Below are 12,884 nucleotides of genomic sequence, written 5' to 3' on the forward strand. Positions count from 1 at the left end.
CACCGCGTTCAGCGTGCGCTCGGGCGCGGCACCACCTCGAACGCATGCTGGACCGCGTGCACGATCCGGTCGACATCCTCGCGCCCGATCACGAGCGGCGGCGCGATCGCGAGCCGGTTGCCGAGCGAGCGGATCAGCACGCCCGCGTCGCGCGTCGCGTCGGCGAGCGCGGCCGCATAGCCGTCCGACGGATCGATCGACTCGCGCGTCGCCTTGTCCTTCACGAGGTCGATGCCGACGAGCAGGCCCTTGCCGCGCACGTCGCCGACGGCCGGATAGCGGTCGACGAGCGGCTGCAGCCGCTCGAGCAGGTACGCGCCTTCGCGCGCCGCGTTGCCGGCCAGATCCTCGTCGACGATGATCTGCAGGTTCGCGAGCGCGGCCGCGCAGACGATCGGGTGGCCCGAGTAGGTGTAGCCGTGCATCAGCGTGCCGATGCCGCCCGGGTTGGACGCGAACGCGTTCTCGATCCGGCGGTTGACGACGGTCGCGCCGAGCGGCAGGTATCCCGACGACACGCCCTTCGCCAGGCACATGATGTCCGGCGCGACACCCCAGCCGCGGCTGCCGAACGCCGCGCCGATCCGGCCGAAGCCCGTCACGACCTCGTCGGCGATCAGCAGCACGCCGTGGCGGTCGCACACCTCGCGCACGAGCGGCCAGTAGTTCGCGGGCGGCACGATGATGCCGCCGGTCGCCTGCACCGGCTCGGCGATGAAGGCGGCCACGGTATCGGGCCCCTGGAACAGGATCTCGCGCTCGACGAGCGACGCGCACAGCCGGCCGAGTTCCTCGGGATCGTGCGTGAACGGGTTCCGGTAGATCCACGGCGTTTCGACGTGGAAGCAGCCGGCGAGCGTCGGCTCGTAGTTGCGCCGGTAGACGGTGTTGCCGGTGACGGAGCTGCCGCCGAAGTGCGAGCCGTGATAGGCCTGGCGCAGTGCGATGAACTTGGTGCGCTCGGGCTGCCCGGACACCTTCCAGTACTGGCGCGCGATCATCAGCGCGGCCTCGACGGCGTCCGAGCCGCCGGAGCCGAAGATCACGCGGCTCATGTCCTCGGGCTGCAGCATGCCGACCAGGCGCGCCGACAGCTCTTCCGCGCGCGGATGGCTGAACCCGGCGAACACCGGGTGATATTCGAGCTCGTCGAGCTGGCGGACGATGGCTTCCTTGATCTCCGGCCGGCCGTGGCCGACGTACACGTTGAACAGCGACGCGACCGCGTCGAGGTACGGCCGGCCGGTGTCGTCATACAGGTAGCAGCCTTCGCCGCGCGTGATGCGCACCGGCGAGCGCGAAGCGGCGAGCGGATGTTGCCGGGGATGCCAGAAGCGCGATTCCGAATAGGACATGAAAGGACTCCGTAGTGATTCGGGTTGGACAGGGCAACACGGGGATGCAGGTGAGGCTCAGCCGGCGAGCGCAGCCGGTTGAAAGTCGAGCCGGCTTTCGAGCGCACCGAGCGTGGCGAACGGTTCGTCGAGCGCGACGCGCATGAAAGTCAGGAACTGTCCGACGTGGGCGTTCAGCGCGTCGCGGCTGTAGTACTGCGGGCTCGCGTCGAAGTCGAAGCGCAGCGGCTCGCCGTTGCGGCGGTCGGTCAGGTTCACCATCAGGTCGTCGGTGGTGCCGACGGACAGGTTGTGCGACGTCGTGCGGCAGTCGCCGAAGCGCAGGTCGTAGTCGAACGCCATGATGTTGATCTCGGGGCCGAACACGCCCTGGCCGTTGTCGAGCGACGTCAGCTCGCGGTGCAGGTCGCCCATCCGGTAGCGCTGGTGCTGGCGCAGCGCGGTCATCTCGCGGTTCGCCTGGCGGCACAGATCGTCGAGCGTGTGGCCCGGCTCGACGTGCAGGCGCAGCGGCAGCATGTTCGCGCACTGGCTCGGCGTGCGGCGTTCGCGCGCCGAGGTGCGCGCCATCGCGGCGACCGACAGCACGACGTCGTGCGCGCCGGTGTTCAGGTACAGGTACGCGGCGGTCAGCGCGGTGACGAGCCGCGGCACCGTCGACGCGAACAGCCGCTTGGCGGCGTCCTCGATGCGTGCGCTCTCGTGTGCGGTCGCGATGCGCGTCTCGCGCAGGTCGGGCCCGTCGTCGCGCTCGGCGAAGTGCGCGGGGCCGGCGAGCGTGACCGTGCGCGGCTGGTCCGCGAAGCGTTCGAGCCAGTAGCGGCGGTCGTGCGCGAACTGTTCGGACGCGCGATAGGCGTCCTCGTCCAGCTGCAGCTCGGCCAGCGACGCGAAGCGCGCGGGCGGCGCCGTGGCGCCCGCCGCGAACGCGCTGTACAGCTCGGCGGTGCGCACGGCGATCAGGCTGCCCGAGTAGCCGTCAACCAGGATGTGCGCGTAGCCCTGGTACCAGTAGTAGTGCTCGGGCGCGATGCGGTACAGCGTGTGGCGGAAGAACGGCCCGCGCGCCAGCTCGATCGCGCCCGTGCAGTGCGCGCGCATGCCCGCGAGCGCGATGGCGTGCGCGTCGGCCGTGCCGGCGAGGTCCACGCATTCGAGCGTCCAGTCGTCGGCGATCGCGGCGTCGAGCACGCGCACGGGCGTGTCGCCGTGCAGGACGATACGCGTCGTGTGCAGCGTCTGCGCCTCGCGGATCACCTGCCGCAGCGCGCGCTCGAATGCAGCGGTGTCGAGCGCGCCGCGAATCTCCAGATACTCGGCCGCATAGATATGCGTCGACGGGACGGGATACGCGAGCGCGGCCTCCCAGAAATCGCGCTGCGGCGCGGACAGCGGCAATTGATGCGTCGAATCGGTCACGTCGTTCTCCTGGAAGCCTTATTCCGGTGGATGAATTAAATGCGTGTATTTGTTTAATGAAAAATACATATTCGCATCGTGCATTTCATTTTTGATGAATCGCAATTCCTATCCTAGACAGCCCGATTTGCGGCTGTCAATTCCGGCCGGTTTCGTTGGTAATCCGGCAAAGCCTTGCCAGTAAAGGAGATCGGGTGGGTTGGCGTGGTCTAGTCCGGAAAGAATATGAGAATGTCCGTTTTGAATAGGCGGCAAATTATGAACTTATTTAGCATCGACGCCTGAAATTGCTGCGCAGGCCGAAAACGGCATGCGGGCAATTCGCCGGAAACGGTTTCCGGCGACGGAAGCCGGCGCGGTCGGCTGGCGCGAGCGGACATCACAAGGAGAGTGCCGTGAATCAACTGGAAGGGCTGGAGCGAAAAATCGGCGAGCAGCACGAGCGGCTCGCGCATCATCCGGTGTTCGGATCGATCCGCACCATCGACGAGCTGCGTGTGTTCATGGAATGGCACGTGTTCGCCGTGTGGGATTTCATGTCGCTCGTGAAGCGGCTGCAGCTGGACCTGACGACCGTCGCGGTGCCGTGGGTCGCACCGCGCAACGCGAACGCATCGCGCCTGATCAACGAGATCGTGCTCGGCGAGGAATCGGACGAAACGCCGAACGGCCACATGAGCCATTACGACCTGTACCTGCACGCGATGCGCGATGTCGGCGCGTCGACGTCGCGCATCGAGGAAATGGTGTCGCTGGTGCGCTCGGGCTTCTCGGTGTCCGCCGCGCTGAAAGCCGTCGACGCGCCGGAGCCGGTGATCCGCTTCGTCGAGGCGACGATGGCCGCATGCACGTCGGGCGCGACGCACCAGGTGCTGGGCAATTTCTTCTACGGCCGCGAGAACGTGATTCCCGACATGTTCCGCACGCTGCTCGACGAATGGAAGATCGAGCGCTCGTCGATCCCGCTGCTCGTGTATTACCTCGACCGTCACATCGAAGTCGATTCGGGCGAGCACGGGCCGGCGGCGCGCGCGATGATTCGCGAGGCGGCCGACGGCGACGCGGCGAAGCTCGAGGAAGCGCTGCAGGCCGGGCTCGACGCGATCGACGAGCGGATGCGGCTGTGGGACGGGCTGCTCGCGCATCTCGGTCAGACCCGCAACGTGGTGCCGGCATGAACGCGCGCGGGCTGTCCGAGCGCATCGTCGATTTCGCGGCGCTCGACTGGGAGCATCCGCCGGCCTTCGACGACGGCATCGACCAGGTCGTGCTCGTCGATACGCTGGACGAGCACGCGAAGCGCGGCATCCGGACGCGGATCGTGCGGTTCGATCCCGGCGCGGCCACGCGCGTGCCGTTCCTGCACGACTACCACGAGGAAGTGCACCTGATCGACGGCGACCAGAGCCTGATCGACGCCGCGACGCGCGAGTATCGCGCGACCTATCGGGAAGGCAGCTACTTCGTGCGTCCGGCCGGCACGCCGCACGGACCGTTCCGCAGCGACGCGGGCTGCCTGCTGCTCGAAATCCATTACTACGGTTCCCCGGAGGGCACGCGATGACCACCGCCGTGACATACGTGAGCCACGTCGACCGCTGGGAGGCGCGCGCGACCGTGCGATCGCGCCCGCGGCGGATCGTCGAGGACGACGATCTGCGCTACTACCCGCTCGAACGCCAGCCGCTGTGCGCGCACCCGGCGATCGTCGACGCGGGCGACGCGGTGCGCGACTTCGTGCTGCTGCAGAGCTTCTACAAGTACATCCAGGACGTGATCATCTTCGAGACGGAGATCGTCAACGCGACCGCGTTGCGGATCGCGCGCGGCCGCTTCGCGCACCCGTTCCCGTTCGCGTGCCGGCAGGACGCGATGACCGTCGTGATCGACGAGGACTACCACGCGTACGTCGCGATGGACTACCTGCGGCAGGTCGAGGAGGCCACCGGCATCGCGCCGCTGCCGCCGAACAGCGAGATCGAGCTGTCGCGCGCGATTCCGCGCGCGGTCGAGCGGGTCGGCGCGCAGTATCGCGACGGCATGGAGCTGCTGTGCGTCGCGATCTCGGAGAACACGGTCACGGCGGAAGTGGCGGCGTTTTCGCGCGACGCGACGCTGAAGCGCTCGGTGAAGGGCGTGATGGCCGATCACCTCGCGGACGAAGGCCGTCACTCGGCGTTCTGGATCAATCTCGTGAAGCTGTACTGGTCGGAGATCGACGAACCCGCGCGGCTGGCGCTCGGCGAAGGGCTGCCGTGCTTCCTGCGCGAATACCTGAGCGCGGATCTGCAGCTGCAGTTCGATCGCCGCCTGATCGACGCGCTCGATCTTCCGGCCGCCGAGCGCGCGCGGATCGCGGACGACATGGTCGGCGCGTATCCGATCACGAGCCAGCATCCGATGATCGTCAACATCCGGCAGTTCTTCCGGATGAGCGGCCTGCTCGACCACGCGCCGACCCGCGCGGCCTTGTCCGACTACCTGTGAGTCACGTCGATGAAAGCGATCATCATTGCGATCGGCGGCCAGACCCGTCTCGCTGCACGGCTGGCGGCCGAACTCGAGGCGACCGGCCATACCGTCTGTATCGCCGACGGACGCGACGGCCCGTTGCGCGACGCGGCCGATGCGCTGCTGTTGCCGGTGCCGGCGCCTGACACGTTGCGCAACGCGGCCGAGTGGTCGATCGTCTGCGGTACGCCGGACCCCGCCGTGCGCTGCGCACAGGCGCGACCGCTGCATTGCGAGATCGTCGCCGATGCGTTTCCGCCGCGCGAGGTCCGCGTGGCGTGGCTGGCGGACGCGGCGCCGGGCGACACGCGCGTGCTGGCCGACGCGACGCTCGCGTTCGGCGCGGCGCTGAACGGCGCCGATCTCGCGGACGAGATCGCCGCGTGCGCGGTCGACCTGATGCACGAAGTCGCGAACGGGATCGCGCGCGAGCTGGGCGATCCGCTCGGCGCGCCGCGCGCGACGCCGCCCGGGCCGGCCGACGTCGTGCTCGATCTCGAGCGACTGGCCGGCTGGCACGCGTCGAACGACACGGCTGCGTCCTGGCCGTGCGAACCGTCACTGCCGGAACTCGTGTCGCGCGCGGCCGCCGCTTCGCCCGACGCCGGTGCGCTCGTCGCGGCCGACGGCGCGCTGACCTATCGCGAACTCGTCGCCCGCGCCCGCGGCGTCGCCGCGCGCATCGCCGCGCGGCCTGCCGCGCCGCGCGTGGTCGCCGTGCGGCTCGACAAGGGCGTCGCGCTGTATCCGGCGCTCGTCGGCGTACTGGGCGCCGGCGCGACCTGCGTGCCGCTCGATCCCGCGTTTCCGCCCGAGCGCGCCCGCACGATCCTGCGCGAATCCGGTGCGCAGGCGCTCGTCGTCGGCGGCGCGGTCGATCCGGCGCTGCTCGACGGGCTCGACCTCGACGTGATCGACTGCGGCACGGATCCGCAGACGGACGCCGCGGCCGAGTCGCAAGCCGCGTGGCCGCTCGAACGCGATCCCGGCCGCGCTGCCCGCTGCGCGATCGCGATCTACACGTCGGGTTCGACCGGCGTGCCGAAGGGCGTGATGCTGTCGCACCGGAACATCGTGCAGTTCTGCCACTGGTATCGCGCACACGTGTCGCTCGATGCGTCGTCGCGCGTGCTGCAGTTCTCGACGGTCGCGTTCGATGCGTCGCTGCTCGACATGTTTCCGACCTGGCTCGCCGGCGCGACGCTGGTCGCGCCGAGCGAAGCGCAGCGCCGCGAACTCGATGCGCTCGCGGTGCTCGTCGCCGACGCGCGCATCACGCACGCGTTCCTGCCGCCCGCGCTGCTCGCGGCGCTGCCGGACTGCGACTGGCCGGCGCTCGCACATCTCGTCACGGGCGGCGACGTGTGCGATCCCGACACGATCGCGCGCTGGAGCGCGAACCGGCAGTTGCACAACATTTACGGGCCGACCGAATGCACGGTGCTCGCGACGACGGGCGAGCTGCGCGCCGGCGACAGCAACCGGCGCATCGGCAGGCCGATTGCGAACGCGCGCTGCCACGTGCTCGCGGCAGACGGCCGACCGGCGCTCACCGGCGAGGAAGGCGAGCTGTGCATCGCCGGCGCGGGCGTCGGGCTCGGCTATCTCGGCCGGCCCGACCTGAGCGCCGAGCGCTTCGTCGCCGATCCGGACGGCACGCCGGGCGCGACGATGTACCGGACCGGCGACATCGCCAGCTGGGAGCCTGACGGCACGCTGCGCTACGTGGGCCGCCGCGACGCGCAACTGAAGATCCGCGGCTTTCGCGTCGAACCGGGCGAGATCGAGACGGCCGCGCTGGCGGCGGGGCTGTACCGCCAGTGCGCAGTGGTGCCCGACGAGCGCAAGCGCCTCCGGCTGTTTGCCGCGAAGCCGGTCGACGCGGCGGCGACGCCCGACGCGCTGCGTGCCGTGCTGGCGGCCACGCTGCCCGACTACATGGTGCCGTACGACGTGACCGCGCTCGACGTGCTGCCCGCGACGCCGAACGGCAAGATCGATCGCGCCGCGCTGGCACGCCTGCCGGTGTCGCGCGCGGGGGGCGATACGCGTGACGCGCCGCGCGGCGCGCTCGAAACGCGTCTCGCCGCTTTGTGGGCGACGCTGCTCGAGCTCGCGCCGGACGAGATCGGACGCGACGCGTCGTTCTTCGAACTCGGCGGCCATTCGCTGCTCGTGTCGCGGCTGATGCTGGCGGTGAAGCGCGAACTGGGCGGCAACGCGGCGCTCGCGCGTTTCATGGAGCGGCCGACGGTCGCCGCGCTCGCCGCACTGCTGACCGACGAGACGGTCGAGCGCGGCGCCAACGTGCCGCCGCGCGTGCATGACGACCGCCGGCTGCCCGACGACGTGCGTCCGCCGGCCGGCCAGCCGGCGGGCGATGGCCCGGGCGCGGTGCTGCTGACCGGCGCGAACGGCTTCCTGGGCAGCTTCATCCTCAGCGAGCTGATCAGCCGCACGAACCAGATCGTCTACTGCGTCGTGCGCGGCGACGACGACGCGAGCGCCCGGCGGCGGCTCGACGAGGCGGCGTTCGTCAACGGGCTCGGCCACCTGTGCGGGCATCCGCGCGTGCGGGTGCTGCGCGGCGATCTCGGCGCACCGCGCCTCGGGTTATCGCAGGCGGTGTGGCAAACGCTCGCGACCGAGGTCGGCACGATCCATCACAACGGCGCACACGTGAATCACGTGTACGACTATCCGTACATGCACGCGGAGAACGTCGGCTCGACGCTCGAGCTGCTCCGCCTGTGCTGCAGCGGCCGCCGCAAGGCGCTGCATTTCGTATCGACGCTATCCGCGGCGAGCGCGACGGGCCCGACGGGCCGCCTGATCGAGGCGGCCCCGTCGGAGGCCGGCCCCGCCTTCGTCAACAACGGCTACAACCTGACGAAGTGGGTGTCCGAGCATCTCGTTGCCGAAGCGGCGGCGCGCGGGATCGATACGACGATCCTGAGGCCCGGCAACATCACGGGCCATTCGCGCACGGGGCTGTGCCAGCCGGGTCGCAACCGGATCCTGCTGCTGCTCAAGGGCGCGGTGCAGCTCGGCAGCGCACCGCTCGCGGGCGAGGGCGGGCTGTTCGACCTGAGCCCCGTCGACTACCTGGCGCGCGCGATCGTCGCGTGCACGCTCGACGGCGAGCGCAGCGAGCGCGTGTTCCATCTGCACAACCCGCGCCCGCTCGACTGGGCCGGCTACCTGCGCGCGCTCGCGCGCCGCGGTTACCCGCTGCGTTTCGAGGCACCCGACACGTGGCGCGAGCGGCTGTTGTCGATCGACGAATCGAACGCGCTGTTCGACGTCGTCGCGTTCTACCTCGACGACCGGCAGGACGATATCGGCGACATGGCCGTGATCGATCACGCGCGCACCGAGGCGACGCTGCGCCGGCTCGGCATCGCGTATCCGGACAAGGACGAACGGCTGCTCGATGCGCATTTCGGCTATCTCGCCGAATGCGGATTCATGCCGCCGCCTGCCGAGCCGGCACCGCGCGCGAACGACGCGCGGCGCGACGCCGAGCCCGAACCCGCGTGGTGAAGACGTATTCCCGTTTGGTCAATCGCTGTCATCGCATCATTCATCAAGGAGGCATCATGCTGCAACGTACTGAAACGCAACCCCGCCCGTCCACGCTCGTCTACGCGCCGCAAACGCCGATCCTGTCCGGCTCGGCCGATCTCGACGTGCCGGCCCGCGACGCGTGGCGCGTGGTCGGCGATTTCGCCGGCTTCTCGCGCTTCATCACGGGGCTCGACCATACCGACATGATCGGCGAAGGCGTGCGCTCGCTGCGCATCAAGCATTTCGCGGACGGCAACGTCGTCGTCGAGCAGCTCAACAGCCACGACGACGAAGCGATGGTGATGACGTGGAGCCTGATCCACACGTCGTTCGACATCGGCAATCTGTGGGCGCTGATGCGCGTCGAGCCGCGCGGCGAGCGCGCGTGCACGGTGACCTGGGACATCGCCGGCGAACCGTCCCACGGCGGCGCCGCACGCCAGCCGGAATTCGACGCGTTCGTCACCGGCTTCCTCGACATGGCGATGACGAACCTGCGCGCGTTGTTCAAGCCGCAGTAACCGTGCGTTGCAGGCCGGCGCGTCGCCGCTACGCGGCCGCGCCGGCCCACGCGCCGGCCTTGCCCGGCGCGTTTTTTGTTGTTCCCGCCGGTTGCGCACAGGCGTCGTCGTGCGCCTGCGCGAACGCGTCGCGCAGCGCGGCCTTCATGAAGTCGACCCACGCGCGCGTCTTCGCATCGAGATGCTGGCGTGACGCATACACCAGGAACACGCCGATTTCCTCTGCCTGGTAGTCGGGCAGCACGCGCACGAGCGCGCCCGAGCGCAGGTCCGCCGCGGCGACGAAGTCCGGCAGCAACCCGATCCCCGCACCTTCGCGCACCGCGATCGCCAGCGACGCGGCGACGTCGGCCGTCATCGACGGATCGACGTCGATCGTTTCCGCTTCCGTGCCGTTCCACAGCGTCCAGATGCGCTCGTGATACGCGGGCGCGACCAGTTGCACGCAGCGATGGTGGACGAGCGCGCCCGGCGAATCGGGCATGCCGTGGGCGTCGAGATACGCGGGCGCGGCGCACAGCACGCTGCGGATCCGGCCGACGTCGATCGCAACCTGCTCGGAACTCGGCAGGCTCGGCATCGCGATCACCGCGACGTCGTAGCTGTCGCGCACCAGTTTCGGCAGGTGCGGCGCGAGCGTCAGGTCGACGCTGACGTCCGGGTAGCGTGCCTGGAACTGCCCGATCAGCGGAATCACGAAATGATTCGCGATGCTGGCGCTGCAGTGCGCGCGCAGCCGGCCGTGCGGATGCACGCGCGCGTCGCGCGCCTCGCGCTCGCTCGCGTCGACGGCGAGCGTGATGTCGCGTGCGCGTGCGAGGTAGCGCTCGCCCGCTTCGGTCAGGCACATCGAGCGGGTCGTGCGGTTCAGCAGCCGGATGCCGAGACGGTGCTCGAGCGCGGCGACGAGCCGGCTGACGTGCGCGGTCGTGATGCCGAGCCGTTTGCCGGTCTCGGTGAAGGTGCCGGCGTCGGCGAGCGTGACGAACGCGTGCATGCTTTGAATCAGATCCATCGGGGTAGCGGAACCTCCGTCCGGCGGTGGCAATGCCGCTACTGTAGCGACGCCCGCCGCACGCCGCGCGCGCGCATCAGCGATCGATCGTCGCAAAACGGACAATCGATGCGCGGTTCAGCGCCGCCGGAAGTATTCGCTCGGCGCGACGCCGAGCGCCTTGCGGAACATCGCCGCGAACGCGCTGGGGCTGTCGTAGCCGTGTTCGAGCGCGAGTTCGAGGATCGGCGTGCCGGCGGCGAGGCGCGGCAGGCTCAGCAGCAGCCGCGCGTGGCGGCACCACGCGCCGTGCGTCATGCCGGTCTCGCGCTTGAACGCGCGCGCGAGCGTGCGCTCGTTCATGTGCGCGTCGCGCGCCCACGACTGCAGCGTGACGACCGACGACGGTTCGTTGATGAGCCGCGTGCACAGCGCGACGAGCGCGGGATGGCGCGGCATCGGCACGTGCAGCGACAGCGACGGCGCGATCTCGATCTCGTCGAGGATCAGCGCGAGCACGCGGCCCGCGCGGTGCGACAGATCGTAGTCGGCGGGCAGGTCGCAGGCCGTCACGATCAGTTCGCGCAGCAGCGTGCCGACCTCGATCACCCGGCATTCGTCCGGCAGGCTCGGGCGCACCTCGGGGCCCACGAACACGGTTCGCATCTGGACGTCGCCGGCCGAGCGGATCTCGTGCTGCGTGCCGCCCGGCACCCACACCGCGCGGCCCGTCGGCACGACCCAGCTGCCCGCGTCCGCGTGCACGATCATCACGCCGGAAATCGCGTGGATGAGCTGGCCCTGGCGGTGCGAATGCGGCGGATACGACATGCCGGCCGGCGAGTCGGACGCGACGACGGCGATCTGCTTGTCGCGCGCCTGGCGCTCGAGCGCGATGAAGAAATTTTCCAATTGGTCTGAATTGTCCTTTTCTCGACGACGAATGCGCTTTACGCGCGAGATCGACCGCAGAGGTCGAAATTACCATAAGCCCATCGTTTGTTCGACCTTCTTGCCACCCGATGCGCGTTCCGTCCATTCCGTCCGCTTCGCCCGTTTCTCCTGCCCCTGGCGCACGCCTGCCGCGCGTGCGGCGCGCCACCTGCGCAGCCGTGCTGCTGGCGTCGGCCGCGCTGGCCGCGTGTTCGGTCGGCGAGCCGTATCGGCCGCCCGCACCCGACGCGGCGCGTACCGGGCCGTTCGACGCCGCGTCGGCCGTGCCGGTCGCGGCCGGCGGCGAGCCGCCGCAGCGCTGGTGGCGGCTCTACGACGATCCCGTGCTCGATGGCCTCGTGCGCGATGCGCTCGTGCAGAACCGCGATCTCGCGGCGGCCGTCGCGCGGGTCGAGCGGGCGCGCGCCGTGTTCGACGAGGCCGGCGCCGCACGGCTGCCCGACACGACGGCCGGGTTCGGCATCGACTATGGCAAGCACGCGCCCGACCAGCTCGTCGCGGCGGCCAAGGGCGTCGACGCGCGTACACGCTGGGGCTTCGCGCCGTCGTTCTCGCTGTCGTGGGAAGTCGATCTGTGGGGCCGCGTGCGCCATCTCGTCGACGCCGCACGCGCGGACGCCGACGCGGTGCAGGCCGCGTCCGATGCGATGCGCGTCGTGGTGGCTGCCGAGACGACGGCTGCGTATGCGCAGGTGTGCGCATACGGCGAGCGGATCGACGTGGCCGAGCAGTCGGTCGCGATCGCGGACCGGCTTGCCGCGCTGACCGCGAAGCAGCGCGCGCACGGGCTCGTGTCCGATCTCGAAGTGGCGCGCTCGCGCGCGTTCGCCGACGACACGCGTGCCGACCTGCCGGCGCTCGTCGGGTCGCGTCGTGCGGCGCTGTACGAACTCGCGGTGCTGACCGGGCGCGCGCCGGGCGCGCTGCCCGATGCCGCCGCGCACTGCCGCACGGCGCCGGTGCTCGCGCGGCCGTTCCCGGTCGGCGACGGCGCGTCGCTGCTGCGGCGGCGCCCCGACCTGCGCGAGAGCGAGCGCCAGCTGGCCGCCGCGAATGCGCGGATCGGCGTGGCGACGGCCGAGCTGTATCCGTCGATCTCGCTCGGCGGCTCGGTGAACTGGCTGTCGACCGGCAGCGATCCGTCGACGCTCGGCGACAAGTACGCGATCGCATGGGGCGTCGGCCCGCTGATCACGTGGCGTTTCCCGAACCTGGCGGCGAGCCGGGCGCGGCTCGCGCAGGCGCGCGCCGACGACACGCTCGCCCGCGCGCAATTCGATGCGCAGGTGCTGCGCGCGCTGAAGGAAACCGAGCAGGCGCTCGCGCTGTACGGCGCCGCGTGGCGCCGCCGCGCCGCGCTCGAAACCGCGCGCGCCGAGCATGCGCGCGCCTATCGCCTCGCCGAGCTGAACTACGAGGCCGGTGCACTCGATTTCCTCGGCGTGCTCGACGCGCAGCGCAGCCTCGTCGCGGTCGATTCGGCGCTGGCCGAATCGACGCAGCAGGTCGCGCTCGACCAGGTCGCCGTGTTCAAGGCGCTCGGGGGCGGCTGGCAACCGTAGC

General features: G+C 70.2%; 10 protein-coding genes. 6 read left to right on the forward strand and 4 right to left on the reverse strand.

Annotated features, from left to right (window positions below):
• Nucleotides 1–8: 8 nt before the first annotated feature.
• Both LXM88_RS31075 and LXM88_RS31080 read right to left on the reverse strand, forming a co-directional pair.
• The gene (locus LXM88_RS31075; RefSeq protein ID WP_262543254.1) at nucleotides 9–1,355 is read right to left on the reverse strand and encodes an aspartate aminotransferase family protein; all 1,347 of its coding nucleotides are present in this window, start codon (nucleotides 1,353–1,355) and stop codon (nucleotides 9–11) included.
• Between the two features lie 57 nt (nucleotides 1,356–1,412).
• A complete protein-coding gene (locus tag LXM88_RS31080; RefSeq protein ID WP_262543255.1) occupies nucleotides 1,413–2,774 on the reverse strand; it encodes a condensation domain-containing protein in 1,362 nt (453 codons plus the stop codon).
• Between the two features lie 395 nt (nucleotides 2,775–3,169).
• On the opposite strand from LXM88_RS31080, the gene LXM88_RS31085 reads away from it, so the two are divergent.
• Genes LXM88_RS31085 through LXM88_RS31105 form a run of 5 tightly spaced genes read left to right on the forward strand, consistent with a single transcriptional unit; the run spans nucleotide 3,170 to nucleotide 9,373 of the window.
• Nucleotides 3,170–3,952, forward strand: coding sequence for a DUF3050 domain-containing protein (locus tag LXM88_RS31085; protein ID WP_096475358.1), 783 nt, complete (start codon nucleotides 3,170–3,172; stop codon nucleotides 3,950–3,952).
• Nucleotides 3,949–4,338 (forward strand): cupin domain-containing protein, encoded by a 390-nt coding sequence (locus LXM88_RS31090; RefSeq protein ID WP_262543256.1) that lies wholly within the window; start codon nucleotides 3,949–3,951, stop codon nucleotides 4,336–4,338. The genes LXM88_RS31085 and LXM88_RS31090 overlap by 4 nt, the downstream gene beginning before the upstream one ends.
• A complete protein-coding gene (locus tag LXM88_RS31095; RefSeq protein ID WP_262543257.1) occupies nucleotides 4,335–5,261 on the forward strand; it encodes a diiron oxygenase in 927 nt (308 codons plus the stop codon). Before LXM88_RS31090 ends, LXM88_RS31095 begins: the two co-directional genes overlap by 4 nt.
• Nucleotides 5,262–5,270: 9 nt before the next feature.
• Nucleotides 5,271–8,828: an amino acid adenylation domain-containing protein gene (locus tag LXM88_RS31100; protein ID WP_262543258.1), complete on the forward strand. Its 3,558-nt coding sequence runs from the start codon at nucleotides 5,271–5,273 to the stop codon at nucleotides 8,826–8,828.
• A 56-nt stretch (nucleotides 8,829–8,884) separates the two neighbouring features.
• Nucleotides 8,885–9,373, forward strand: coding sequence for an SRPBCC family protein (locus LXM88_RS31105; RefSeq protein WP_262543259.1), 489 nt, complete (start codon nucleotides 8,885–8,887; stop codon nucleotides 9,371–9,373).
• Nucleotides 9,374–9,401: 28 nt separating this feature from the next.
• Here the strand turns inward: LXM88_RS31105 and LXM88_RS31110 are convergent, their stop codons facing one another.
• Together LXM88_RS31110 and LXM88_RS31115 are read right to left on the reverse strand one after the other, a co-directional pair.
• On the reverse strand, nucleotides 9,402–10,388 hold the full coding sequence (locus tag LXM88_RS31110) for a LysR family transcriptional regulator (protein ID WP_262543260.1): 987 nt from the start codon (nucleotides 10,386–10,388) through the stop codon (nucleotides 9,402–9,404).
• 117 nt (nucleotides 10,389–10,505) lie between these two features.
• Nucleotides 10,506–11,279: an AraC family transcriptional regulator gene (locus LXM88_RS31115; protein WP_262543261.1), complete on the reverse strand. Its 774-nt coding sequence runs from the start codon at nucleotides 11,277–11,279 to the stop codon at nucleotides 10,506–10,508.
• 110 nt (nucleotides 11,280–11,389) lie between these two features.
• Between LXM88_RS31115 and LXM88_RS31120 the strand changes: the two genes are divergently transcribed.
• A complete protein-coding gene (locus LXM88_RS31120; RefSeq protein ID WP_262543262.1) occupies nucleotides 11,390–12,883 on the forward strand; it encodes an efflux transporter outer membrane subunit in 1,494 nt (497 codons plus the stop codon).
• Nucleotide 12,884 lies beyond the last annotated feature (1 nt).

This window comes from Burkholderia sp. S-53 (genome assembly GCF_025560745.1).
Taxonomy (GTDB): domain Bacteria; phylum Pseudomonadota; class Gammaproteobacteria; order Burkholderiales; family Burkholderiaceae; genus Burkholderia; species Burkholderia pyrrocinia.